Annotated in this window: 24 protein-coding genes; 17 read left to right on the top strand and 7 right to left on the bottom strand. The window is 61.2% G+C overall.

What is annotated here, in order from left to right; genetic code table 11:
• Positions 1-116 precede the first annotated feature (116 nt).
• Positions 117-1,100 (top strand): esterase/lipase family protein, encoded by a 984-nt coding sequence (locus CTR2_RS24650; protein WP_087080231.1) that lies wholly within the window; start codon positions 117-119, stop codon positions 1,098-1,100.
• Here the strand turns inward: CTR2_RS24650 and CTR2_RS24645 are convergent.
• From CTR2_RS24645 to hppD, 4 genes are all read right to left on the bottom strand, one after another.
• Positions 1,040-3,451: a DUF3772 domain-containing protein gene (locus CTR2_RS24645; RefSeq protein WP_254913205.1), complete on the bottom strand. Its 2,412-nt coding sequence runs from the start codon at positions 3,449-3,451 to the stop codon at positions 1,040-1,042. The genes CTR2_RS24650 and CTR2_RS24645 overlap by 61 nt on opposite strands.
• A 277-nt stretch (positions 3,452-3,728) precedes the next feature.
• Complete coding sequence (gene phhA / locus CTR2_RS24640) at positions 3,729-4,613, bottom strand: phenylalanine 4-monooxygenase (protein WP_087080235.1); 885 nt, start codon at positions 4,611-4,613, stop codon at positions 3,729-3,731.
• 94 nt (positions 4,614-4,707) lie between these two features.
• Positions 4,708-5,742: a Bug family tripartite tricarboxylate transporter substrate binding protein gene (locus CTR2_RS24635; RefSeq protein WP_087080237.1), complete on the bottom strand. Its 1,035-nt coding sequence runs from the start codon at positions 5,740-5,742 to the stop codon at positions 4,708-4,710.
• A gap of 301 nt (positions 5,743-6,043) precedes the next feature.
• A complete protein-coding gene (gene hppD / locus CTR2_RS24630; RefSeq protein WP_087080239.1) occupies positions 6,044-7,165 on the bottom strand; it encodes a 4-hydroxyphenylpyruvate dioxygenase in 1,122 nt (373 codons plus the stop codon).
• 219 nt (positions 7,166-7,384) lie between these two features.
• On the opposite strand from hppD, the gene CTR2_RS24625 reads away from it, so the two are divergent.
• The 10 genes from CTR2_RS24625 (at position 7,385) to CTR2_RS24580 (ending at position 16,551) form a co-directional block, all read left to right on the top strand.
• Positions 7,385-7,867, top strand: a complete 483-nt coding sequence (locus tag CTR2_RS24625) for an Lrp/AsnC family transcriptional regulator (protein ID WP_034354614.1) — start codon at positions 7,385-7,387, stop codon at positions 7,865-7,867.
• A 143-nt stretch (positions 7,868-8,010) separates the two neighbouring features.
• Positions 8,011-8,733 carry a GNAT family N-acetyltransferase gene (locus CTR2_RS24620; protein ID WP_034354611.1) on the top strand — a complete coding sequence of 241 codons (723 nt, stop codon included), beginning with the start codon at positions 8,011-8,013 and terminating at the stop codon, positions 8,731-8,733.
• A 188-nt stretch (positions 8,734-8,921) separates the two neighbouring features.
• On the top strand, positions 8,922-9,803 hold the full coding sequence (locus CTR2_RS24615; RefSeq protein ID WP_087080241.1) for an HlyC/CorC family transporter: 882 nt from the start codon (positions 8,922-8,924) through the stop codon (positions 9,801-9,803).
• 206 nt (positions 9,804-10,009) lie between these two features.
• Entirely contained in the window at positions 10,010-11,599 is a 1,590-nt protein-coding gene (gene lnt / locus CTR2_RS24610; protein WP_409021401.1) for an apolipoprotein N-acyltransferase, read from the top strand.
• 219 nt (positions 11,600-11,818) lie between these two features.
• A complete protein-coding gene (fabA, locus tag CTR2_RS24605; protein ID WP_003073442.1) occupies positions 11,819-12,343 on the top strand; it encodes a bifunctional 3-hydroxydecanoyl-ACP dehydratase/trans-2-decenoyl-ACP isomerase in 525 nt (174 codons plus the stop codon).
• Positions 12,340-13,563 (top strand): beta-ketoacyl-ACP synthase I, encoded by a 1,224-nt coding sequence (fabB, locus tag CTR2_RS24600; protein ID WP_003068018.1) that lies wholly within the window; start codon positions 12,340-12,342, stop codon positions 13,561-13,563. Before fabA ends, fabB begins: the two co-directional genes overlap by 4 nt.
• 79 nt (positions 13,564-13,642) lie before the next feature.
• Entirely contained in the window at positions 13,643-14,230 is a 588-nt protein-coding gene (locus CTR2_RS24595) for a D-glycero-alpha-D-manno-heptose-1,7-bisphosphate 7-phosphatase (RefSeq protein WP_087080245.1), read from the top strand.
• Positions 14,231-14,361: 131 nt separating this feature from the next.
• Positions 14,362-15,102 carry a lysophospholipid acyltransferase family protein gene (locus CTR2_RS24590; RefSeq protein ID WP_087084426.1) on the top strand — a complete coding sequence of 247 codons (741 nt, stop codon included), beginning with the start codon at positions 14,362-14,364 and terminating at the stop codon, positions 15,100-15,102.
• Positions 15,103-15,115: 13 nt separating this feature from the next.
• Positions 15,116-16,108 carry a M48 family metallopeptidase gene (locus CTR2_RS24585; RefSeq protein WP_087080247.1) on the top strand — a complete coding sequence of 331 codons (993 nt, stop codon included), beginning with the start codon at positions 15,116-15,118 and terminating at the stop codon, positions 16,106-16,108.
• A gap of 26 nt (positions 16,109-16,134) precedes the next feature.
• Positions 16,135-16,551, top strand: coding sequence for a rhodanese-like domain-containing protein (locus tag CTR2_RS24580; protein ID WP_087080249.1), 417 nt, complete (start codon positions 16,135-16,137; stop codon positions 16,549-16,551).
• Between the two features lie 24 nt (positions 16,552-16,575).
• Here CTR2_RS24580 and galE read toward each other — a convergent pair whose 3' ends face one another.
• Both galE and lysM read right to left on the bottom strand, forming a co-directional pair.
• Positions 16,576-17,598 carry a UDP-glucose 4-epimerase GalE gene (gene galE, locus CTR2_RS24575; RefSeq protein ID WP_087080251.1) on the bottom strand — a complete coding sequence of 341 codons (1,023 nt, stop codon included), beginning with the start codon at positions 17,596-17,598 and terminating at the stop codon, positions 16,576-16,578.
• A gap of 79 nt (positions 17,599-17,677) precedes the next feature.
• Positions 17,678-18,148: a peptidoglycan-binding protein LysM gene (gene lysM, locus CTR2_RS24570; RefSeq protein WP_087080253.1), complete on the bottom strand. Its 471-nt coding sequence runs from the start codon at positions 18,146-18,148 to the stop codon at positions 17,678-17,680.
• A 170-nt stretch (positions 18,149-18,318) separates the two neighbouring features.
• Between lysM and CTR2_RS24565 the strand changes: the two genes are divergently transcribed.
• The 5 genes from CTR2_RS24565 (at position 18,319) to rfbC (ending at position 22,633) form a co-directional block, all read left to right on the top strand.
• The gene (locus CTR2_RS24565) at positions 18,319-19,092 is read left to right on the top strand and encodes a type III pantothenate kinase (RefSeq protein WP_087080255.1); all 774 of its coding nucleotides are present in this window, start codon (positions 18,319-18,321) and stop codon (positions 19,090-19,092) included.
• A gap of 69 nt (positions 19,093-19,161) precedes the next feature.
• On the top strand, positions 19,162-20,232 hold the full coding sequence (gene rfbB, locus CTR2_RS24560; RefSeq protein ID WP_087080257.1) for a dTDP-glucose 4,6-dehydratase: 1,071 nt from the start codon (positions 19,162-19,164) through the stop codon (positions 20,230-20,232).
• Positions 20,229-21,134, top strand: coding sequence for a dTDP-4-dehydrorhamnose reductase (gene rfbD / locus CTR2_RS24555; protein ID WP_087080259.1), 906 nt, complete (start codon positions 20,229-20,231; stop codon positions 21,132-21,134). The genes rfbB and rfbD overlap by 4 nt, the downstream gene beginning before the upstream one ends.
• Positions 21,135-21,197: 63 nt before the next feature.
• Positions 21,198-22,085, top strand: coding sequence for a glucose-1-phosphate thymidylyltransferase RfbA (rfbA, locus tag CTR2_RS24550; RefSeq protein ID WP_087080261.1), 888 nt, complete (start codon positions 21,198-21,200; stop codon positions 22,083-22,085).
• Entirely contained in the window at positions 22,082-22,633 is a 552-nt protein-coding gene (gene rfbC / locus CTR2_RS24545) for a dTDP-4-dehydrorhamnose 3,5-epimerase (RefSeq protein ID WP_087080263.1), read from the top strand. Before rfbA ends, rfbC begins: the two co-directional genes overlap by 4 nt.
• On the opposite strand, the gene CTR2_RS24540 is transcribed toward rfbC, so the two are convergent.
• Positions 22,630-23,496, bottom strand: a complete 867-nt coding sequence (locus tag CTR2_RS24540; RefSeq protein ID WP_087080265.1) for a LysR substrate-binding domain-containing protein — start codon at positions 23,494-23,496, stop codon at positions 22,630-22,632. The genes rfbC and CTR2_RS24540 overlap by 4 nt on opposite strands.
• A 350-nt stretch (positions 23,497-23,846) precedes the next feature.
• Between CTR2_RS24540 and CTR2_RS24535 the strand changes: the two genes are divergently transcribed.
• Positions 23,847-24,887 (top strand): putative 2-aminoethylphosphonate ABC transporter substrate-binding protein, encoded by a 1,041-nt coding sequence (locus CTR2_RS24535; RefSeq protein WP_140400967.1) that lies wholly within the window; start codon positions 23,847-23,849, stop codon positions 24,885-24,887.
• The last annotated feature ends 168 nt before the right edge of the window (positions 24,888-25,055 follow it).

Raw genomic sequence — 25,055 nt, 5'->3', positions numbered from 1 at the left:
CGGCTGATTCTGCGGATGCGGTCTGTCAGGGTCTACGGGGGCTTGTCCTAGGCGTTGAGCGGCATGCTTGCTACGCTGGGTCCAAGAACGCAAACACGTTCTGAGGAGGAGCAGCTTTGAATACCTGGTTCTGGCGCTGTGTGGTGATGGGGAGCTGGCTGGCGCTGTCGCTCTGGTGCAGCTATTGGTGGCCGCGCTCGGTTGCTGTGGCACTGCTGGGCGCGGGGATGATTGCGAGCGGAGCCGGGCTGCAACTGGGCACGCAGATGCTGATGATGCGTGCGGTGCTGCGCAGTCGTGGCTTGCCGCTGCCGCCTGCCATGGTCGCGCTGCGGGCCTGGTTTGCCGAGTGGCGCTGGGCCTGGCGGCTGTTTGGCTGGCAGATTCCTTTTGGCGAACATGCAGAGCCCGACGGAGTGCCTGTGGATCGCGAGGGCAAGCAGGTGCAAGGGCAGGTGGGCGTGGTGCTGGTGCATGGCTATTTCTGCAACCGTGCCGTGTGGGCCGTCTGGCTGCGCGGGCTCAAGGCACGCGGCATTCCCTGCATGGCCGTGACGCTGGAGCCTGCTCATGGCAGTCCTGTCGATGCCATGGTGGACGATCTCGACAGATGCGTGAAAGCCATGGTCCAGCAAACCGGCTGTGCCCCTCTTCTGGTCGCGCACAGCATGGGCGGTCTGGTGGTGAGGGCCTGGCTCAAGCGGCTCGATGCCGACGAGCGTGCGCGCTATGCAGCCCATGTGGTCACCGTGGCCACGCCGCATGGCGGGGCCTGGCTGGCGCGGTTTGCGCAGCGCCTGCCGGCCGTGGACATGCGCGAGGGCAGCGACTGGCTGCAGCGGCTGGGGCCGCCGCCCCGGGATGTTTCATTCAGCTGCTGGTGCAGCAGCAGCGACAACATCGTCTTTCCTCCCGACCTGGCTGTCCTGCCGAATGCGCAGTGCCGTCAGGTCGACGATGCAGCGCATATGCAGCTGCTGTTCGATCCTCGGGTCTGGCAGCACTGCCTGCAGTTGCAGGCGCAATTGCAGAGCGGGCATCAGGCAGCCGAGGGGGGCGCCTCCGTAGCCGATGCAGGGGCACGGGCCTGCGGGTCCTGAATCAGGTGGATGTCGGTGGCGGAAACCAGGGCGATCTTCTGCTCGGCGCAGCGCTGCAGCAGGCCGAACAGCAGGTCGCTGCGCGTGCTGTAGACATTGCGCGAACTGGAGACATGGCCGAAGCTGGTGATGTTGACCACGCTGCCGTTGATGGAGTCCACATACATTGAAGGGGCCGGGGTGCTCAGCACGGCCTCATGCTCGGCATACAGGCCCAGCAGCACCTCGCGCAGCTTGACGATATCGGTGTTCAGCGGCACCGAGAACGCGATCGAGATGCGGCCCAGCGCGCCGTCCATGGTCAGGTTCTGCACGGACTTGGTGATGAACTCCGAGTTGGGCACGATGACGGTGGATTTGTCATCGGTCTGGATCTCGGTGGCGCGCACGCTGATGCGGCGGATATCGCCGACCTGATCGCCGATGCGCACACGGTCGCCCAGCTTCACGGGGCGCTCGGCCAGCAGAATCAGGCCAGAGACAAAGTTCTGCGTGATGGCCTGCAGACCAAAGCCGATGCCGACGGACAGGGCGCTGGCCAGCAGAGCCACTTTTTCAAAGCCTATGCCCAGGGCTGCCAGCGTCCACAGGCCGGACAGCAAAATGCCCATATAGCGGGCCACGGTGCTGATGGAGTTGCGTGCGCCTATGTCCAGCTCGGTCTTGGGCAGAAAGGTCTCCACCAGCCAGTGCTGCAAGGCACCGAACAGCGTCAGTCCCGCCACCAACACCAGCAGGCCGCGCAAGATGGTCATGGGACGCAGGAAGGAGTCGCCCACGGGCAGGCCGTTGGTCAGCGTATCGGCCAGCACGATCAGGCTGCTGGAGTTGCCGAAGGGCGCGATCAGCGCCATCAGCCCCAGCAGCAGCAGACAGACACGCGTGAAGGCTGACAGCAGCACGCCGACCTGCTCCAGGCGCGAGGGCTTGAGCCCCGTGCCGGCCGCGAAGCCCTGGCCGATACGGCTCTCGCTGGAGCACAGCCAGGTAAAGAGGTCGTCGGCAAACTTCATCAGCAGCGAGGTGGCCAGAACCACCACGGTGATCCAGACCATTTGCGTGGCTGCGAATACCGAGAAGTTCAGATAGCCGATCAGCGCTGCGATGAGCGCGGCCAGCACCGTCAGATGCCCGCCCAGCCAGGCCAGCATCAGCCAGCGACTGGTTGCCGCAGGCCGGTAATCGTCACCATGGTGAGCGGCCTTCTCGCGCTCGGCCAGTTGCTGGCGCTTGCGTTGCTTGTTGATGACCATCAGCACCGACATGATGAGCAAGGCATAGACGAGCGCAATCAGTCCGTCCAGGGCCACGCTGCTGACGGCGCTGGTGCGTGCGGCAATGTCCACCGCGTTGAGCATCATGGAGAACCAGGTCAGGCCGGCGGCACCCCAGGCAAAGCGTGTGAGCGCAGGGGCGGCGATGTCGTCGATGTTGAGCAGTCGCCAGGTCGGACGCTTGGGCACCAGCAGGCTGGCGCTGACGGAGAGGAAGAAGGCGGCGACAAATGAGGATTGAATCCAGGCATCGGCCACGGTCTGCAGGCGCGGTGCAATCGCGTCTATGGAGCGCAGGCTCTCGATGAATACCAGACTGGCCAGGCCGGGCAGGGCCGTGCCCACTACCAGCATCCAGACAGCCAGACCCGTGCGGCGCAGCCGTCCGTTGGGCGCGCGTTCGGAGGCCGCAAATTTGCGGCCCGCATAGCGCAGGCCGATGCGCAGCGGGAACATCACGAACAGCGCCAGGGCGATGCCGGTCAGCGTGGCCGACCAGCCATGTTCGGCAATGGCTGCCGCAAAGCTGGCCTGGCCCTGGCGTGCAAGGGCTGCAATGCGTTGCAGGTCGGTCGGCAGATGCTCGGCAAACTGCTTCCACAGCGAAGGCGACAGCGGCGATGCCACCTTGCGGGCGATCTGTGCGTTGAACTGCTGGGTGCGGATTTTCTCGATGCTGTCCGTGGTCTGTTTGGCCTCCATGGACAACAGCTTGCCGCGCTTGAGCGCGGAGTCCAGCTCGCTGTGCTGCTGCGCCAGATCCTTGCGCTGCAGGCTCAGTTCGGGGGATTCCTCGCTGCCTTCGGCCACCGGCCCCAGCTGGGCAATGCGAGCATCGATCTGCTTGAGCAGCGGCTCCAGCGCCGTGACGGCATTGTCGGCATCGCGTTTGGACTGCAGGGCTTTTTCGGACAGTGCCTGCAGCGTTTCGGAGGTGTCGGCGTCATCGAGCGACTGGCGTACCTTGTCCAGGGTGTTCGATGCTTGTTGAATCTGGGCTATGGACGTGGTCTGGACATCGCCATTGGCAGGCAGCTCGGCCGCGACGGCCAGACCTATGCAAAGTTGGAGCGCCAAAAGCCAGCGCAGCAGTCGGTTGCAGCGGTAATGCATTGTGAAGAAGTGAGTGGGCGGCAGTTTGCCTCTGGCGCTCACTATAGGTGCAATGCTGCGGTCAGGGTTTCAGGGCGCAGCCAAGTCAAGCAGGGCTTGCAGCCTGGATATTCTGCGTCGATTGCTATTGAAAATGGAGCTTTATGCGCTTTTCTGAAAAGGAGTAGAGCCGAATTTCTATCTGAAAATTCGGCTCTTGATCTCGCGCTTGCTGGGGCCCGCGCCGGTATACATCCGCTGACTAAATCAGCTGTTCGCCAGGCAGCAGCTCCTTGGCACCAATGGTGGGCAGCTGACGCAACTGCTCGTACAGCGGCGCAAAGTCGGCATCGGCCAGGTTCAGCAGGTGGGGCATGTCGTCAATCACGAAATAGGTCTGCTGATAGGTGTCGATCTTGTAGAGCGTGCGCATGGTGCGCTCCAGTTGCAGCGGCAGACGATGCGGCTGCGGGCTGTTGACGCTGTACTCCAGCTCGCCCACGGAGCTGAGAATGCCTGCGCCATAGGCGCGCACGCCGCCGTTCTCACGGATCAGACCGAATTCCACCGTGTACCAGTACAGGCGCGACAGCATCTCGCAGGCGCCGAGCTCGGCGGCCTTGAGGCCGCCCTGTCCGTAGGCCTGGATGAAATCGGCCATGACGGGGTTGAACAGCAGCGGCACATGACCGAAGAGGTCGTGAAAGATGTCGGGCTCGACGATGTATTCGAACTCCTCGGGCTTGCGTATCCAGTCCGTGACAGGGAATTTGCGCTGGGCCAGCAGCGAGAAGAACGGTACCTCGGGAATCAGACCTGGAACGCCGACGATCTCCCAGCCCGTGGCCTTGAATAGTCGCTCGTTGATTTCCTCGAAGCGCGGAATGCGCTCCTTGGCGCCCAGCGACGGCAGGGCGTCGATGAAATGCTGGCTGGCGCGGCCCGGCAGCAGCGCGGATTGGCGCTCGTAGAGGCGGTGGTAGGTGTCATGCTCGGCCTCGGTATAGGCGGCATAGTCCTGCGTGCAGGTGTAGTCGGCATGGGCACGTGTGTAGTCGCCGCGTGGAGGGCGGTCGGACTGGCCATAGACGACGGGGGCCGCGCCGATGCCGCCGGTCATGGCGGTGTTGTTCTGGATGCTGTTCATAAGGCACTCCCTGAGATGAGGGGTCGCGAAGGCTGCGGCCAGAGCTCGTGGCCGGGGCGCAGCAGGGAAAAGGAGAAGCGAGCCGAAAGCTGGCTCAGTGCATCTGTATCTGGGCGCGCTTGACGAGCTGTCCGTAGCGCGCATGCTCGGCCTGCACCAGGCGGGCAAAGTCCTGCAGACGCAGGTCGTCGCGCACCACGCCCATGGCGTCGAAGTACTGCTGTATATCGGGCCTTTGCAGCGTCTGGGCAAAAGCATCCGACCAGCGTTTGGCCTGGCTGTCCGTGATGCCGGCAGTGGCAAAGATGCCGAACCAGGTGCTCAGATTCATGCCCTTGATGCTGTCGTCCAGGCTGGGCACTTCCGGCAGAGCCGGCAGCGGCGAGCGCCAGGTCACGCCAATGGCCTTGAGTCTGCCGGCCCGCAGATGAGGCAGGGCCGAGGCGATGTTGTCGAACATCAGATCGGCCGTGCCCTCGAGCAGGGCCGACAGAGCCGGTCTGGCCCCGCCAAACGGCAGATGCTGCAGCGGAACCTGGGTCAGCGACTGGAACCACTGGCCCGCAATATGGCCGATGCTGCCATTGCCCGCCGACGCATAGCGCAGGGCCTGCCGGTGCTTGGACATGAAGCGCAGCAAATCCTCGGGCGTGTAGATGCGCCACTGCATGGCCAGCTCGCTGCGCATGACCAGCACATGAGGCATGCGGGCCACGAGTGTCAGCGGCTGAAAGTCGCGCAGCGGATCGTAGGGAAGCTGGGGGTTGAGCCAGGGCAGGATGGCATGAGTGGCCACGGCACCCATCAGCAGCATGGGCTCGCGCGCTCCTGCTCTGGCCACCATGGCTGCCCCTGTGGAGCCCCCCTCGCCCGGGACATTGAGCACATTGATATTTCCCAGGGCCGTGGTCTCCTGCGTCAGCTTGCGCGCCGCACGATCCAGCGGGCCGCCCGCTGTATAGGGTACGACTAGGGAGAGCTCGTTGCGGCTGCGGCTGGAATTCGAAGGCAGTGCGCTCGCATCCCTGGCCGCATGGGCGCTGCTGGCGATCAGGGCAGTCGCTGATGCCACCGCCAGCGACAAGGCCTGGCGGCGGGAAAGATGCGAGGTCTCGGCAGGCGCGTCCATCCCCGATGTTCTGCAGTCCTCTGGGGCTGTAGAGGGGAGTTGATGTGGTCGCGGCACTTGATCCTTCCGGGCGTTGAAGCTGGCTGCGACGGCCCACGTCAGACGTGAATGCGGCAGTGCAGCATGACGGAAAGTATAGGGACGGAAATCGGCTGCCACATGGTCCGTTTGATGGAGTGGTAACCATTGGTATCTTTTTGAGGTGTTGCGTAGCGCCGGAGCCCGCGCCGGCCATGCTGCAAGCGAGCAGAAGAGGCGGGTGCAGGCCGAGGTGGCGCATGGCAGACTCCGTTGATCTGGCTCAGGTTTTGAGCACGCCGCGGCGCATCTGGTCGAGTTCCATGGTCTCGAACAAGGCCTTGAAATTGCCCTCGCCAAAGCCGCTATTGCCCTTGCGCTGGATGAACTCGAAGAAGATGGGCCCCAGCTGGTTTTCGCTGAATATCTGCAGCAGCAGCTCGCCCGGCTGGCCGTCTACCAGGATGTTGCGCGCCAGCAGCTCGGGAATGGGTTCCTGCAGCTCGGGGATGCGCTTGGGCAGCAGCTCGTAATAGGTCTCGCTGGTGTTCAGCAGCTTGATGCCGTTCATCTGCAGACCGTCCACGGTGTCGTAGAGATTGGTCGAGCCCAGCGCAATGTGCTGAATGCCTTCGCCGTGGTACATGTCCAGATATTCCTGAATCTGGCCGGCCTTGTCGTTGCCTTCCTCGTTGATGGGAATGCGGATCTTGCCGCAGGGGCTGGTCATGGCCTTGCTCTTGACGCCTGTGGCCTGGCCTTCGATGTCGAAGTAGCGGATCTCGCGGAAGTTGAAGATGCGCTCGTAGAACTCGGCCAGCTCGGCCATGCGGCCGCGGTAGACGTTGTTGGTCAGGTGGTCGATATAGGTCAGGCCCAGGCCCTCGGGGTGCAGATCGGCACCGGGCAGAGGCTCGAAGTCCACGTCGAAGAAGCTGATATTGCCCAGCTCACCGTCCTTGGCGCCATTCTTGCCGCGCCATTTGTCGATGAAATAGATCAGGGAGTCGCCAATGCCCTTGATGGCGGGGATGCTCAGTTCGCCGGGGGCGGCCTGCTGGGCATAGCCCCAGGCACCCAGCGAAGTGGCGCGCTCATAGGCGTACTTGGCGTCGTTGACGCGGATGGCGATGGCGCAGACGCTGGGGCCGTGCAGACGCGCGAAGCGCTGGGCAAAGCTGTCAGGCTCTGCATTGATGATGAAGTTGATCTCGCCCTGGCGATACAGGGTCACGTTCTTGCGGCGGTGCTTGGCGATGGCCTGAAAGCCCATGCGCTCGAACAGCTGACCCATGGCCACGGGATCGGGGGCCGCGTATTCGACGAACTCGAAGCCGTCCGTGCCCATGGGGTTGTCCCAGGTCTGGAACTGGCTGGCGTTGCTTTGGGTCAGCGGGGCGTTCATAGCAGAGGTCTCCATCGGGTAGGGGTGCAACACATGAAGAACAGGTGTCGACGATGGATGCACTGTAGGACAGGGCGTGGACAAGCTTCATGCAAAAATGCCTTGGCTGTAAACAGCTGAATGCATGAAAATTGCATAAAAAATTGATTTCATGCAATTTAAATGGTTATCAAGGGTTAACCATTAATAAAAACTGCGCTGTTTTTATAATCTGCCGCCATGAGTTCCATGCATACCATCGACAAACTGGATAAGGCAATTTTGCGCCGATTGCAGGCCAATGGCCGAGAAACTTATGACGTCATCGGGGAGCAGGTCGGCCTGTCGCCCAGCGCCGTGCTGCGCCGCGTCAAGCGGCTGGAGGAAAACGGTGTCATCGACCGCTATGTGGCTTTGGTGCAGCCCGAGACCGTGGGCCTGGGGCTGACGGCCTATATCAATGTGCGCCTGGAAAAATACACCGAAACCAGCAAGCGCAATCCCATGGATGTGTTCCGCGCCAGCGTGCAGACCTGGCCCGAGGTGGTGGAGTGCGTCTCCCTCACTGGCGAGATGGACTATCTGCTGCGGGTGGTGGTGGCGGACATGCAGCATTACAGTCGTTTCATCATGGACACGCTGCTCAAACACCCCAGTGTGCAGGATTGCAAAACCAGCTTTGTCATGGACCGGGTCAAGGTCACGACGGCCGTGCCGCTCTAAGCCTTCGCAGAGGTCCTTCATACGGACCATGACCTAGCCGGAAATAGACGCTAAGGTGTTGAATTAGCGGAAAATCCTTACAGGATTGTTGCAATGCAATATGTGGCTTGTGAAACCTCGGGTTTTTACCTATATTTCAGGCTATGAACCTCCCCAAAGACTGGTTGACATCGCCCTGGCAGGCCGGCTCCGGCTGGCTGCGAGACATGGGCAAGTCCCATGGCGCCGAGCGTCGCTCGCCGTCCTTGGTCCCCATCCGTTCGCTGAGCCCGCGCCATCGCGACCGCATCATCAAGCATCTGCTCAAGCTCGATGCGCGTGATCGCTATCTGCGCTTTGGCTATGCGGCCAACGACGAGCAGGTGCGCCGCTATGTCGAGCAGCTCGATTTCGAGCGCGACGATATCTTCGGCATCTTCAACCGTCGCCTGGAATTGATCTCCATGGCGCATCTGGCCTTTGCCGGCCACCCCGAGCATGAGAAATGCGCGGAATTCGGCGTCTCCGTGCTCAAGAGTGCACGCGGCAAGGGGCTGGGGGCACGTCTGTTTGCGCGTGCAGTGCTGCATGCGCGCAGCAAGAACGTGAGCATGATGTTCATCCATGCGCTGTCCGAGAACACGGCCATGCTCAAGATTGCGCGCAACGCGGGTGCCACGGTCAAGCGAGAAGGTTCGGAATCCGAAGCCTATCTGGAGCTGCCGCCTGCCGACTTCGAGACCCATGTCAGCGAGCTGGTGACGGAGCACCTGGGCGAGATGGACTACCAGCTCAAGAAGCAGGCCGTCAATTTCTGGGCTTTCCTGGCCGGCGTGCAGGAAGTGCGCAAGGGTGTGCAGGAAGGCCGGCACAAATCAGGCGAGTAAGTCGTTTTGTGAAGCCGGCAAGGCTGCAGCCCAATAAAGACAAGCGCAAGCAGATATCAAAATAGCTTTGACTGAGTGCGCTCGGTGACAGCCGCTCATGGCTTTTGTGAGCCAGCAAGCCGTCTGTCAACACAATCCGTTATTCTTGGGGACTTGTTTGACTACCGCACGTCCTGCACTCCAAGACAGTGTCTGACCCCCATCCTGCGCGACTTCCCGAGAAGGAAGACAAGCGAAGCTTCCTGCAAAAGGTGGCTGAGTTCATCCATCCGGCACCGGAGTCTCCTGATGAACTGATCGAAACCCTGGCCGAAGCCGAAGACAATCAGGTCATCGGCACCGAGTCGCGTGTCATGCTGGAGCGCGTGATTCGCATGGCCGACATGAGCGCCGGAGAAGTCATGGTGGCCGCGCCACGCATGGATCTCGTCAATATCGATGCTCCGTATGAAGAAATCCTGCACCAGGTTCTGACCACGGCGCATTCGCGCTTTCCGGTCTACCAGGGCGAGCGCGAGAACATCATTGGCATTCTCATGGCCAAGGATTTGCTCAAGCTGCAGCGCTCTCCCACCCTGAACATTCGTGCGCTGGTGCGCCCGGCCGTCTTCGTGCCCGAGAGCAAGGGCCTGAACGACCTGCTGCGTGAGTTCCGCGCCAATCGCAATCATCTGGCCGTCGTCATCGACGAGTTCGGCCGTGTGGCCGGCCTGGTGACGATTGAAGATGTGCTGGAAGAAATCGTCGGCGAGATCGAGGACGAGTTCGACATCCCCGAGGACGAGGGCGATATCTTTGCTCTGGCCGATAACAGCTATCGTGTTGCGGGCGATGCCAGCATCGAGCATGTGAGCGAGGAGTTCGAGACTTCGCTGCATGCCAGCGACCCCGATGCCGAGTTCGATACCATTGGTGGATTGATTGCCCATGAAATCGGCCATGTGCCCAAGCGCGGCGAGCAGATTCATCTGGGCGGGCTGGAGTTCACCGTGCTCCACACCAAGGGCGGCGCGGTGCGCTGGTTCAAGGTGGTGCGCGATCCTTCGCCGGATAGCTTGGTTCGCAACTGATCGCGACCTGCGCAAATCCGGGTCAGGCCTGGTGTGATGCCGGTGGAAATACTGGTTGTGCCTCTTGGTTTGCACAAGTCTTGGCGATACCTCGTATGCTTGAATTCACCCAACCGCCCGGTTGGGTGTTTTGTTAGTGCCTGCTGATTCCTATGACCACCACTGCCTCTACCGTTCAGACCGCTGCTGCCAGGCCTACAGGCTGGATGAGCTGGCTTTTGATGCTGATTGCAGGCGGACTGCAGGCCTTTTCTCTGGCCTGGCCCTGGGCTCGCGGCCAGGGCGACGGCTGGCTGAGCTTGGTCGGAGGCTATGGCCGTCCGTTGTGGTGGCTGCAGATCCTGTCGCTGGCGTTGCTGGTTCATGCGCTGCTGGCTGCCCGTACCGCCGCTCAGGCGGCAGGCCGGGCCTGGCTGTTCGGCACGGCCTGGCTGGCGGCCACCTTCTGGTGGCTCTTCATCTCCATGCACACCTATGGCGGATTGGCGGCGCCACTGGCCGTAGCTGCCGTGCTGGCGCTGGCGGGCTTTCTGGGTGGCTATTACGGCGTGGCTGCATGGTGTTTCAAGCGTCTGGCAAGGACGCCGGATGCATTGTCAGCGCTGGTCTTTGCGGCACTCTGGACGCTGGCCGAGCTGGCGCGCGGCTGGCTCTGGACCGGTTTCCCCTGGGGGGCTGCCGGCTACGCCCATGTGGAAGGCCCGCTGGCCGTGCTGCCGCGCTGGATTGGCGTCTATGGCACGGGCTTTGTGGCGGCCTGGGCTGCAGCCTGGCTGGCGCTGCTGGTCTGGCGCATGCGAAGCAGGTCGGCGGTACTGAAATTCAAGCCGGCCCTTGCATCTGCGGTGGCCCTGGGTCTGGTCTGGGGCGGGCTGTGGTGGTCGCGTGATGCCGCCATTGGAGCACCTGGTCAGCAGCCCGGCATGAGCGTGGAGCTGCTGCAGGGCAATATTCCCCAGGATGAAAAGTTTGAATTGGGCTCGGGCGTGGTGGTGGCGCTGCGCTGGTATGCCCAGCAGCTGCATGACGCCAGTGCCCAACTGGTGGTGGCGCCCGAGACAGCCATTCCGCTGCTGCCTCAACAGCTTCCCGAAGGCTATCTGGACTATGTGCGTGCACCTTTTGTCGCCAAGGACTCCAGCCGTGCGGCGCTCGTGGGGCTTCCACTGGGCAACTGGGATAAGGGCTTTACCAATACGGTCGAAGGCTGGCTGCCCGGGCAGGCTCAGCCGTATCAGTACGACAAGCACCATCTGGTGCCGTTTGGTGAGTTCATTCCGCCCATGTTCCGCTGGTTCACCGAGCTCATGAACATTCCGCTGGGCGACTTCAATCGCGGTGCACTGGGCCAGCCGTCCATGAGCTGGGCGGGTGAGCGCCTGTCGCCCAATATCTGCTACGAGGATTTGTTCGGCGAAGAGCTAGCGGCCCATTTCGGCAATGCGGCGACGGCACCCACGGTGCTGGTCAATCTGAGCAATATCGGCTGGTTTGGCGACTCCGTGGCCATCGATCAGCATCTGTCCATCAGCCGCATGCGCGCGCTGGAGTTCGAGCGCCCCATGTTGCGCGCAACGAACACCGGAGCCACAGTGGTGATCGATCACAAAGGGCAAGTGGTGAAAGCACTGGCGCCTTTCGAGCGCGCGGTGCTGCAGGGCCGGGTTCAGGGGCGTGAGGGGCTGACGCCTTATGCGCGCTGGGTACATGCCCTGGGCCTGCTGCCTCTGACGCTGCTGTGCCTGGCGCTTTGTGCGCTGGCCTGGCGGTCATCGAAAAGGTCGGAGAAGGCGTAGCGGCGCGCACGGAATAAGCCACGCTGACATCAGCAGCTGTGGCATTTGTGGCAGAGTCTTGGGCCTGAAAACGGGTATTGTGTCCTGGGTAGGGGCGCGAGCCTTGATAATCCCTGGTTGTACCGCCCGCAGTGGGCGCGCGCAGCGGGCGCGGGTCCCGTCACCCAAAATACAGAGTAACAGGTAGCTTGCACAGGCTGCCGCGGAGCAATTGAGAGAATGGCTGAATCTTTTTCCTACGAACAACTGATCGCGTCCGGCGAAGGCAAGCTGTTTGGTGCCGATAGCGGACGTCTGCCCCTGCCTCCCATGTTGATGTTCGATCGCATCACACATATCTCCGAGGACGGCGGTGCCCACGGTCTGGGCAAGATTGTTGCGGAACTGGACGTCAAGCCCGACCTGTGGTTCTTTGATTGCCACTTCCGTGGCGACCCCGTCATGCCCGGTTGCCTGGGCTTGGACGCCATGTGGCAGCTGATCGGCTTTTACCTGACCTGGCTGCGTTTGCCGGGTCGCGGTCGTGCCCTGGGTGCAGGTGAAGTCAAGTTCACAGGTGAAGTAGGCCCCGATGTCAAACTCGTGACATATGAAATTGATATCAAGCGAGTAATCAAGCGCAAGCTGAACATGGCCATCGGCGACGCACGCCTGCTGGCCGACGGCAAGGAAATTTACGTGGCCAATGACCTGCGCGTGGGTCTGTTCCTGCGTGAAGGTGATGCCAAGGGAACGGCAGCATGAGCAAGAAGCGGGTAGTGATCACCGGCGCGGGCATTGTCTCGTGCATCGGCAATGACCTGGCAACCGTGGAGGCCTCGCTGCGCGAGGGCAAGAGCGGCATCAAGGCCATGCCCCAGTTCACGGAGCTGGGCATGCGCTCGCAGGTGGCAGGCATTCCCGAGATCGATATCGAAGCGCGCATCGACCGCAAGCAGTTGCGCTTCATGGGCGATGCTGCGGCTTATTCGCAGATCGCCCTCGAAGACGCGATCAAGCAAGCGGGCCTCACGCCCGAGCAGGTGAGCAGCCCGCGCACCGGTCTGATCATGGGCTCGGGCGGCGGTTCGCCGGCCAACCAGATCGAGGCAGCCGATACGCTGCGTGAAAAAGGCATCCGCCGCGTCGGCCCTTACCAGGTCACACGCTGCATGAGCTCCACGGTGTCGGCCTGCCTGGCAACCAACTTCAAGGTCAAGGGCATCAACTACTCCATCACCTCGGCCTGCTCCACCTCGGCCCACTGCATCGGTGCTGCGGCCCAGCAGATCGCCTGGGGCATGCAGGATGTGATGTTTGCCGGCGGCGGCGAAGAGCTGTCCTGGGGCATGTCGCTGCTGTTCGACGGCATGGGTGCCATGTCCAGCAAGTACAACGAGACGCCAGAGAAGGCCTCGCGTGCGTACGACGCCAACCGCGACGGCTTTGTGATCGCCGGCGGCGGCGGTGCCGTGGTGCTGGAAAGCCTGGATCATGCGCTGGCACGCGGTGCCAACATCCTGGCCGAAGTGGTGGGCTTTGGCGCCACCAGTGACGGTGAGGACATGGTCGCTCCTTCGGGCGACGGCGCCATCGCCTGCATGAAGCAGGCCATGGAAACCGTGGATGCGCCCATCGACTACATCAACACCCACGGCACATCGACCCCAGTGGGCGATATGCAGGAAGTTCGTGCCATGCGCGAGCTGTTCGGTGACCAGGTGCCTCCGTTCTCGTCCACCAAGTCGCTGACTGGCCACTCGCTGGGCGCGACCGGTGTGCAGGAGGCGATTTACTGCCTGATCATGCTGAACAAGGGCTTTATCGCAGGGTCCGTGAACGTGGAGACGCCCGATCCGCTGCTGGGCGACATGCCTCTGGTCACCCAGACCCGCGATGCCGAACTCAAGACCGTGCTGTCCAACAGCTTTGGCTTTGGCGGCACCAATGCCTCCCTGGTGCTCAAGCGCTGGGAAGGGCAGTAAGCGCCGGAGTCTTGGATCGCGAGCCCGCTTGGCCTTGAGGTAAGCGGGCTTTTTTCTGTTGTCGACTACTGTCTCCCCCATGAAGATCGCAATTCTTGACCGTGATGGCACCCTGAACCAATGGGGAGCTCAAGGTTTCATTGGTCGGCCCGATGAGTGGGTTGCAGTCCCCAGTGCGCTGGAGGCGGTTTCGCGCCTGAACCGTGCTGGCTGGCATGTGGTGGTCGCCACCAATCAACCGGGGCTGGGTCGCGGGCTGTTCGATGTGATCGAGCTCAACGCCGTGCACGCCAAGATGCACCGGGAGATGGCCGCTGTCGGCGCGCGCGTGGAAGCCGTGTTTTTCTGCCCGCATGCTCCCGATGAAGATTGCCAGTGCCGCAAACCCGGCGCAGCGCTGTTCGAGCAGATTGCCGATCGCTACGGTGCGGAAGGCCATGAAATCTGGGCCATCGGCAGCGGTGTCGAGCATTTGCAGGCGGGAAAGGCTCTGGGCGCCCATCTGGTGTTCGTGGAGTCCACCGCCAGGCCCGAGTGCAGCAGCGATGCCGACCTGCCTGAAGGCAGCGAGCGCTATCCAGATCTGGAGGCCGTGGTGAATATGCTGTTGCCGCTGGGAGGGGATGAGGATGCTCCACCCCTGGATTCGGCGCCTGCCTCGCACTGATTTCAGGTTTCAGGTCAAAATAGATTCAACTGCTTGAAACAGCAGCGCAAGCTGCTATGTTTCTTGTCGAAAACCGTGCCCATTCCATGGGCCAGGCTACCGGCCTGCGCTCACGTCCTTCGATTGCTGTCATGTCCCTGATTCGCTCCGTCCTCCACATGTTGTGGATGGCTATTACCGTCATTCCCTACACTTTCGCGGTGCTGTTGGCCAAGTGGACCAGCGGCTCATCGACCAAGGCATACAGCGCTGCCCGCGCCTGGCTCAAACTTTCGGTGGACAGCGCCCGTGTGATCATGGGGGTGCGGTATCAGGTGCAGGGTATGGAAAACCTGCCTGCGGATCCCAAGCAAGGGGTGGTGCTGCTGGTCAAGCACCAGTCCACCTACGAGACTTTTCTCATGCCTGCCATCATGCCGCGCCCGCTGGCCTATGTGTTCAAGAAGGAGTTGCTGAAGGTGCCATTCTTCGGTTGGTCCATCGGTGCACTGGACATGATCCACATCGACCGAGCCCAGCGTTCGCGCGCCTTTCACAAGGTGGTGGAGCAAGGCAAGCGCCTGCTTGATCAAGGCATCTGGGTCATCATGTTTCCCGAAGGTACACGTGTGAATCGCGGAGAGGTGGGCGAGTACAAGACCGGCGCCACCCGTCTGGCCATCATGACGGGGGTGCCCGTGGTGCCCATTGCTGTTACCTCTGCCAAGTGCTGGCCGCGCAAGGCCTTCATCAAAAGGCCCGGCGTGGTGGATGTGTCCATAGGCAAGCCCATTTCTTCGGTGGGCCGCAAGCATGACGAGCTGATGGTCGAGGTCGAGGCATGGATCGAGTCCGAAATGCAGCGCCTGGACCCCGAGGCCTACCGCAGATAAGGCAAAACTGCCCATGTCCACAGGCGATAGCTTGCAGCAAGCTTGGCAATGGCTGGTTCCGCCTGTGGTGGGGGATGGGCGGGGCGGGTTGGTGCCGCGCAGGCGCCGGCGTAGCGGCCCTGAAGCCATTGAACAGCGTTTGGATCAGTCCGAGCTGGAATTTGAGAGTAATCAGCTTGTAGCGCCCGTCAGTATTTCGGTGGGTGCTATTGATCCTGAAGAGGATGAGCTGCCTGCAGAGCCGGCACTTCTGGTACATCCGGAAGCCAGCCACAGCGCCCGCTTGCAAGGGCGTGAGGTGGCTTATCTGCTGCGCCGTTCGGCGCGCCGCAGCATAGGCTTCAGCGTAGGGCAGCAAGGGCTTGAAGTCACCGCTCCGCAATGGGTGGCCATGCGCGAGATCGAATCAGCGCTGCAGACCAAGGCCGGCTGGATTGTGCGCAAGCTGCAGGAAGCCGGACAGCGACAGCAGATCAAGCTGGAAGCGCGCATTCTCTGGCAGGATGGAGGCGTGCTTGACTATCTGGGCCAGCCCATGAGTTTGCGGCTGACCGGGGATGCGTCACAACTGCTGCGTACCCGCCAGACGCATAGAGAGCAGGGGATCGATGGCTCGCAAAGCCTGCATCTGCCCTTGCCGACAGGGGCACCGCCTGCCCAGGTGCGTGCAGCCGTTCAGGTCTGGATACTGCGGGAGGCGCGCAGCTATTTCACGGCCCGCATGCTGCACTTTGCCGCACTCATGGGCGTGCGCTGGAATGCGCTGCGCCTGACAAGTGCCAGCACGCGCTGGGGCAGTGCCAACAGCAGCGGGATCATTCGTCTGAACTGGCGGTTGATGCAGCACAGCCCGCAAATCATCGACTATGTGGTGGTGCATGAGCTCGCCCATCTGCATCATATGGATCACAGCCCGCAGTTCTGGGCTGTGGTGGCTCAGGTGCTGCCCGACTGGAAGCACTTGCGCAGAGCATTGAGAGACAGGCCTCTGCCCGTTTGGGAATAGCGGCAATGACCGAGACTAGGAATGAAATGAGCAATACAACCCAAATCCAACCCGCTGCCGGCTATGCTGGCGATGTGTCGGCGGAGCTGGCCTGGCAATGGCTGCAGGCTGGTGAAGCGGTTCTGGTTGATGTGCGCACCGATGCCGAGCGCGAGTGGGTGGGCAAGGTGCCAGGCGCTGTTGCCGTGGCCTGGAAGCAGTGGCCCGGCATGGCAGCCAACCAGAACTTTGACGCCGAGCTGCGAGCAGCGGTACCCGAGGGCAAGAAAGTGGTGCTGCTATGCCGCAGCGGTGTGCGTTCTGTTGCGGCGGCCCAGCGTGCTGCGGGCCTGGGAATCGAGGCCTACAACATTCTTGAAGGTTTTGAGGGCGACGTTGACGCCAGCGGCCAACGAGGCCAGTTGGGTGGCTGGCGCAAGCGCGGCCTGCCCTGGCATCAGTAATGCGCAGGGCCTAGCCTGCAGCTTCTAGACCGAGCGATAGCCGTTGGGGTTCTGGCTTTGCCAGCGCCATGTGTCGGCGCACATGGTGTCCAGATCATGCTTGGCTTGCCAGCCCAGGGTTTTCAGGGCGTGATCGGGGTCTGCGTAGCAACTGGCCACATCCCCTGGGCGGCGGTCTGTAATCGTATAGGGAAGGGTCTTGCCGCAGGCTTTTTCGAAGGCATGGAGCACTTCGAGCACGCTGTAGCCATTGCCTGTGCCCAGGTTGATGGTCAGCAACTCGGGCTTGGCCAGGCCGGCCAGCTTCTCGAGTGCCTTGACATGACCCCGGGCCAGGTCGACGACATGGATGTAGTCACGTACACCGGTGCCGTCCACGGTGTCGTAGTCGCCGCCAAAGATCTGCAGCTTTTCACGACGGCCCACAGCGACCTGTGCCACAAAAGGCAGCAGGTTGTTGGGAATGTCCGAAGGATCTTCACCAATCAGGCCGCTGGCATGGGCACCAATGGGATTGAAGTAGCGCAGCACGGCCAGCGACCATTGGGAGTCGGAGTGGTAGAGGTCCGACAGAATCTCTTCCACCATCAGTTTGCTGCGGCCGTAGGGATTGGTGACCGACGTAGGATGTACCTCATTGAGAGGCAAATATTGTGGCGAGCCATAGACTGTTGCCGAAGAGCTGAACACCAGATTGCGCACATCGTGCTTTTTCATGGCGCGCAGCAGCACCAGGGTGCCATTGACGTTGTTGTCGTAGTAGTCCACAGGTTGGGCAACGGACTCGCCCACTGCTTTTTTGCCGGCAAAGTGCACGACACTGTCAATGCCATGCTCCTGCAAGGCCTGCTCAAGCGCAGCTTGATCGCGAACATCGCCATTGATCACGGCAATGGTGCGTCCAGTGATTTGCTCCACACGGCGGATTGCTTCAGGATGGCTGTTGCTGAAGTTGTCAAAAATCACGACTTCATGACCGTTGCTGATCAGTTCGATGGCTGTATGGCTGCCGATATAGCCGGCACCGCCTGTGAGCAGAGTTTTCATAAGCTGCAGTCTAACTTCGAGTTAAATGAAAAAAGCGCTCATGCGAGCGCTTTTTGCGGCTGTATTTACAGAGCCAGATTTAGAGCGCCGGAATGCGCAGCTTCTGGCCAGGATAGATCTTGTCCGGGTTGCTGAGCATGGGTTTGTTGGCTTCAAAAATAACGTTGTACTTGTTGGCATCACCATAGTACTTCTTGGAGATGGCCGACAGAGTGTCACCGCGTACCACATCGTGGTATTGGGCTTCGGGCTCGGGGTTGGTGACCGTCATCAGGTTGTCCACCGACTGGACATTGGCCACATTGCCGCAGCACAGCGTCACTTTTTCCTTGATGGCCTGGGTGGGGGCGGTGCCGTTGACTGTTACCTTGCCTTGAGAAGCATCGAATTGAACCTGCAGATCGGATACGCCCAGATTCTGGGTGTTGATATAGCTGGCGATCGCCTGAGCCGCCTTGACATTCAAGTCTTCGGCCGGTGCAGCTGCATGTGCGTCGCTGCCGCCAAACAGTTTTTCTCCGGCTTCCTTGATGAAACTGAACAGACCCATGGTTTCGACTCCTCAAAAGTAGTGGAAGAAAGCGGTTCACTTTAACGGGAAATCGAAATGATTTCTTGCAGGGGATGGACTGAGCGCTTTCTTTGACAATTTCCTGCGCACTTGTAATGAATGTGACAAGCGGCTGTCTGTCACAGAGAAAAGTGCTGATAATCCGCCGCATGACATTTTTGGCCATAGACATTGGCAACACCCGTTTGAAGTGGGCCATGTATGAAGATCATCGCCCTGGTGCTGCCTTGCTGGCCCATGGAGCGGAGTTCCTGGAGCATATAGAGCGCCTGGCAGAAGGTGCCTGGGCCGGGCTGCCAGCTCCCGAGCGCATGCTGGGCTGCGTGGTTGCCGGTGAGACGGCAAGGCGCAGGGTGCACGAGCAGATCGAGCTCATGCTGGGCTGGAATCTCGAGCCTCAGTGGGTCGTTCCTTCCGTTGCAGAAGCTGGCGTGACCAATGGCTATGACCATCCTTCCAGGCTGGGTGCGGACCGATGGGTGGCCATGATTGGTGCGCGTCACCACATGTTGCAATTGGGCGATGCCCGGCCCTTGATCACGGTTATGGTGGGGACTGCAGTGACGGTCGATGCCATGGATGCGCAAGGCCGATTTCTGGGCGGCCTGATCATTCCTGGGCATGGCATCATGCTCAGGGCCCTGGAAGGCGGCACTGCGGGCCTGCATGTGCCGACGGGTGAAGTCAGATGCTTTCCCAAGAACACCAGCGATGCGCTGACCAGCGGCGGCACCTATGCGATCGCTGGTGCGGTGGAGCGCATGTACCAGCATCTGGCAGAACACTGCGGTGCAGAACCGATGTGCATCATGGCGGGCGGCGCCGGCTGGAAGATGTCTCCCAGCATGACCAGGCCTTTTGAGCTGATCAACAACCTGATTTTTGATGGCCTGCTGGTGATGGCTGAAAAGCGCTGGGGTTGAGTGTGCTGGCTTGATGGTCGTGGGTTGGGCTCTTCTATCGCTATCACTGAAATTTAGAGGCAGCTCTCTATGATTTTCGTAACCGGCGGTGCAGGCTTCATCGGCGCCAACTTTGTTCTCGATTGGCTGGCACATGTGAATGAGCCCGTGGTCAATATCGACAAACTGACCTATGCGGGCAATCTGGAGAATCTGGCCAGTTTGAAGGGCGATGCCCGCCATGTGTTTGTGCAGGCCGATATCGGCGACAGTGCACAGCTGGCGCAATTGCTGGCGCAGTACCAGCCTCGCTCTGTGGTGAACTTTGCGGCCGAGTCTCATGTGGACCGCTCCATTCATGGTCCCGAGGATTTCATACAGACCAATGTGGTGGGCACTTTCCGCCTGCTGGAGGCGGTGCGCGCTTATTGGAATGGTCTGGAAGGCGAGGCCAAGTCCGGTTTTCGCTTTTTGCATGTCTCCACCGACGAGGTCTATGGCACGCTGGCGCCGACCGATCCTGCATTTACCGAAGAGCACAATTACGAGCCCAACAGCCCGTACTCGGCCAGCAAGGCGGCTTCTGACCATCTGGTGCGGGCCTGGCATCACACCTACGGTCTGCCGGTGCTGACGACCAACTGCAGCAACAACTACGGCCCTCTGCATTTCCCCGAAAAGCTGATCCCGCTGGTCATTGTCAATGCGCTGGCCGGCAAGCCGCTGCCCATCTACGGTGACGGCATGCAGGTGCGTGACTGGCTGTATGTGCGCGACCATTGCAGCGCCATCCGCCGTGTGCTCGAGGCCGGCCAACTGGGCGAGACCTATAACGTGGGCGGCTGGAGCGAGAAGGCCAATATCGACATCGTCAAGACCCTGTGCAGCTTGCTCGACGAGCTGCGCCCGCGCGCCGATGGCAAGGCCTATGCCGAGCAGATCACCTATGTGACCGATCGTCCCGGCCATGATCGCCGCTATGCGATCGATGCGCGCAAGCTCGAGCGCGAGCTGGGCTGGAAGCCTGCCGAGACCTTCGAGACCGGTATTCGCAAGACCGTGCAGTGGTATCTGGCCAACCCCGAGTGGGTGGCCCATGTGCAGTCGGGTGCCTACCGTGACTGGGTGCAAAAACAGTACACCGGCGAGGCTTCGGCATGAAGCTGCTGCTGCTGGGCAGGAACGGTCAGGTCGGCTGGGAGCTGCAGCGCAGTCTCGCCCCTTTGGGCGAGGTGATTGCGCTGGACCGCCAGAGCGTGAATGTGGATGGAAATGGCCTGTGCGGTGATATCGGCGATCTGCAGACACTGGCGCAGACCATTCGCAGCGTGCGCCCGGATGTGATCGTCAATGCCGCAGCGCATACGGCAGTGGACAAGGCCGAGAGCGAGCCGGATCTGGCTTGGCGCCTGAACGCCGAAGCCCCCGAAGTCATGGCACTGGAGGCCAAAAGCCTGGGCGCCTTGCTGGTGCACTACAGCACTGACTATGTCTTCGACGGCTCCGGCAGTGCGGCGCGCAAGGAGGGTGATGCGACCGGGCCGCTATCGGTCTATGGCCGCACCAAGCTCGAGGGCGAGCAGCGGATGGCGGCCACGCATTGCCGCCATCTGATTTTTCGCACCAGCTGGGTCTATGCAGCGCGTGGCGGCAACTTTGCCAAGACCATGTTGCGTCTGGCGCAGGAGCGTGAGGCGCTCAGCGTGATCAACGATCAATGGGGCGCCCCCACCGGTGCCGATCTGATCGCCGATGTCACGGCCCATGCCGTGCGCCATATGAGCGCTCATGAAGGCGATGGCGGTCTCTACCATCTGGTTGCCGCAGGAGAAACCAACTGGCATGCCTATGCCAGCCATGTGATCGAGCACGCACAGAACCTGCGACCGGATCTGGACTGGAAGGTGCAAAGCATTGCTGCCGTGCCGACCACGGCCTTCCCGACAGCGGCGGCGCGACCCTTGAACTCGCGCCTGGATACGCAAAAGCTGCAAGCGACCATGCAACTGCATCTGCCCGCATGGCAGCAAGGCGTGGAGCGCATGCTGCGCGAGATTCTGTAATTTTCAAATAACTCGCTTCAGGCGCTTATCTGCAAAGCGTTGGAAGCCATCCCTTGATTCATCATGACGACACAGCGCAAAGGCATCATTCTGGCTGGCGGCTCCGGCACCCGTTTGCACCCCGCCACCCTGGCCATCAGCAAACAGCTGCTGCCGATCTACGACAAGCCCATGATCTACTACCCGCTGAGCACGCTGATGCTGGCGGGCATCCGGGACATTCTGATCATCAGCACGCCGCAGGACACGCCGCGCTTCGAGCAACTGCTGGGCGATGGCAGCCAGTGGGGCCTGAATCTTCAGTATGAGGTGCAGCCCAGCCCGGATGGCCTGGCCCAGGCTTTTTTGATTGCCGAGTCTTTTCTGAGGGGGGGCTCCTGCGCGCTGGTGCTTGGAGACAATATTTTTCACGGCCATGATCTGCAGACCTTGGTCAAAGTTGCCAATCAGACCCAGGATGGAGCGACGGTGTTTGCCTATCATGTGCAGGATCCCAGCCGCTACGGTGTGGTGGAGTTTGACCAGCAAGGGCAGGTGCTCTCGATAGAGGAAAAACCGGTCGAACCAAAATCCAATTACGCAGTGACGGGGCTGTATTTCTACGATTCGCAAGTGGTCGAGATTGCAAAGACTCTCAAGCCTTCTGGCAGAGGCGAGTTGGAAATCACGGACATCAATCGTATTTATCTGGAAAGAGGTCAGCTCAATGTGAAGCTGATGGGGCGAGGCTATGCCTGGCTCGACACTGGCACCCATGACAGTCTGCTGGAGGCAGGTCAGTTCATTGCCACCCTTGAGCAGCGTCAGGGGTTGAAGGTGGCGTGCCCGGAAGAAATCGCATTTCGTGCTGGCTGGATTGACGCCGCTCAGCTCGCCGAGCTGGCAAGGCCGTTGCTCAAGAACGGCTACGGACAGTATCTGATGCAATGTCTGGAGGCTGGTGTGCGATGAAGGTCGTTCCGACTGCGATCCCCGAGATCAAGCTGTTCAAACCCACGATTCATCGGGATGGGCGGGGGCTTTTCGTGGAAAGCTTTCGCCAGGATATCTTCAACCAGGCCACGGGCACGCACTACGAGTTCATTCAGGACAACCACAGCCGCAGCAGCAAGGGCGTGCTGCGTGGGCTGCACTACCAGCTGCCGCCCCATGCCCAGGGTAAGCTGGTGCGTGTGATCTCCGGTGCGGTGTTTGATGTGGCAGTGGATATTCGCCGCAGCTCGCCCAGCTTTGGCAAATGGGTGGGCACGGAGCTGAGTGCCGAGAATCACCACCAGCTCTGGATTCCACCGGGCTTTGCCCATGGCTTTGTGGTGCTCAGTGACACGGCGGACTTTGTATACAAGGCCACAGCCTATTATGCGCCGGAGTCGGATCGGGGTCTGCTCTGGAGTGACCCGGATATAGCTATTGCGTGGCCCCAGCTCGATATCGCTTTTTCCTTGTCCGAAAAGGACCTGAATCAGCCCACATTCAAGCAGGCCGAACTGTTCGATTAAGCCTGGTCTGATGCGGCCAGCTGCAGAAATGGCTGAATCAGCTGTGCATCGCGTCGCTCGCGCAGGCAGTACAGGTATTCGGGAAGACTGGGAACCTCGCCTTGCAGGTCGAGAACGACGAGTTCAGGGTGGGCCGAGGCTTCGTGCCGCGCAAAAATGCTGATGCCCATCTGACGGATCACGGCTTCGCGTATGGACTCGCGGCTGGCAATTTCCAGCACTCGTTGCGGGCTGACCTGGGCCGCTTCCAGCATCTGCTCGGTCAGCTGCCGGGTCATGGAGCCGCGCTCGCGCAGGATCAGCGTGTTCTTTGCCAGATCCCCGATGGCGACGGACTTCTGCCGGGCCAGCGCATGCTGCCGATGCACGACCAGGGCCAGCGGGTCGCGCCCCAGTTCCAGGCGCAGCAGGCGCGGATCGGTGTCCAGATGCGAAGAGGTCGCCAGGTCCACTTGGTACTCGGCCAGCGCCTGAATCATCTGGCGCGAATTGCCGTTGACGATGCTCACTTCCACGAGCGCATATTGCTGCTGATAGCGCTTGACGATGTCCAGCACATAGTAGGGGGCGGTTGCGCCTATGCGTAGCTGGCCCTGGTGGACATGGCCTGACTGGCGCAGCGCCGATTCGATCTGGGCCGACTGCAGCAGCAGCTTCTCTATTTCCGGCAGCAGCTTCAGGCCCGCATCAGTGATGGCCAGCCTTCCGCTCTGACGCGTGAACAGTTCGACCTCATATTGCTCCTCCAAGGCCTTGATCTGAGCCGTGACCGTGGGCTGGCTCAGCCTCAGTTGGCGCGCGGCCTGGGTGATGCTGCCGAGGCGGGCAACCCAGAAAAAGGATTTGAGCTGTGTGGCAAACATCAAAGGTCTTCAGAAAAGCAGTGCCTGGATTTCACCATGATTGCCGCAGGCAGCAATGTAGCTTGCCTGATTTCAATCGCTGCTTGCGCGCCAATTCATTGGTTTGCAGATGACGTTTTATGGAGTCCCCCTGCAGAGCAGGCTCAGCATGCTTTTGAATCGATAGCGTCGTACATGCAGAGATGGGGCAGCCGCGAAGCAAGGTGCCGACTACAAAGTTTGCTGATGACGCCTTTGCTGGATTTCAGTTCTGTGACACAGGCGTTTCACAGTGAATTTCTACAGTTCCCTCATGTCGCAAACGGCCGCGTTGGTCGGGCGGCAACGATCAATCCAAGGGACTGTCATTCATGCGTCACGCTTTTGCACTCGCCACTCGCCGCTTCACCTTGAGCGCCTTTGCCACAGCCTTGCTGGGCCTGGCTTGCGCAGCCCAGGCCAGGACCGATCTGCTGGTGTATTCGGCCCTGGAGGCCGACCAGATCAAGGCCTACAAGGCGGGTTTTGAAAAAGCCCATCCCGACATCGAGCTGAAGTTTGTGCGCGACAGCACGGGCATCATCACCGCTCGTCTGCTGGCCGAAAAGGCCAATCCCCAGGCTGATGTGATCTGGGGCGTGGCCGCTACTTCGCTGATGCTGCTGGACAAGCAAGGCATGCTGCAGCCCTATGCGCCCAGGAACCTGGCCAAGGTGCGCTCCTCCATGCGCGATCCGGCAGCCACGCCGACCTGGGTGGGCATGGATCTGTGGTCGTCCGCCGTCTGCTTCAACACCGTGGAAGGCCCGAAGCGCAAGCTGCCCACGCCTGCCAGCTGGGCTGACCTGACCAGGCCCGAATTCAAGGGCGCGATCACCATGCCCCACCCGGCGTCCAGCGGCACGGGCTATCTGATGGTGGCCGCCTGGCTGCAGATGATGGGCGAGGACAAGGGCTGGGCCTATATGGATGCGCTGCACCAGAACATCGGCGTCTACACGCACAGCGGATCCAAGCCCTGCCGCCAGGCCGGCGCGGGCGAGTTCCCCGTGGGCCTGAGCTTTGAATACCGGGCCAACAAGACCAAGAAGGATGGCGCGCCCATAGACATCGTCTTCCCCAGGGAAGGCCTGGGCTGGGATGTGGAAGCCACGGCCATTCTGAAGACCAGCAAAAAGCAGGAAGCGGCCAAGGCCCTGGCCGACTGGGCGGTGACGCCCGATGCCAACAAGCTCTATGCCGCCAACTTTGCCGTGCTGGCCCTTCCCGAGGCCCAGGAAAAGCACGAGTTCATTCCGGCCGATCTGGAAAAGCGCCTGGCCAGGAACGACTTCAACTGGGCAGCGGCTAACCGCGATCGTATCTTGGCCGAATGGTCGCGTCGGTACGAAGCCAAGGCGGAGAAGAAGTAACACCCCCTGAGGCGCTTCGCCTTGGCGGCGTCGCGCCTTCCCCCTCTCTGGCGCTGCGCGCCGGAGGGGGACGACACCAGCGCGGCGGGGCGGCCCTTGCGCGGTGTCTCTGGGTTGGGGCGCGCCGGTATCGACCGGTATGCGCTCTGGTGGAGATAGCAGGCCGTC

The organism is Comamonas thiooxydans, assembly GCF_002157685.2.
GTDB classification, from domain to species: Bacteria; Pseudomonadota; Gammaproteobacteria; order Burkholderiales; family Burkholderiaceae_C; genus Comamonas; species Comamonas testosteroni_H.
The sequence above is the reverse complement of the archived record's forward strand: the minus strand, read 5'-3'. Positions and strand labels throughout refer to the sequence as shown.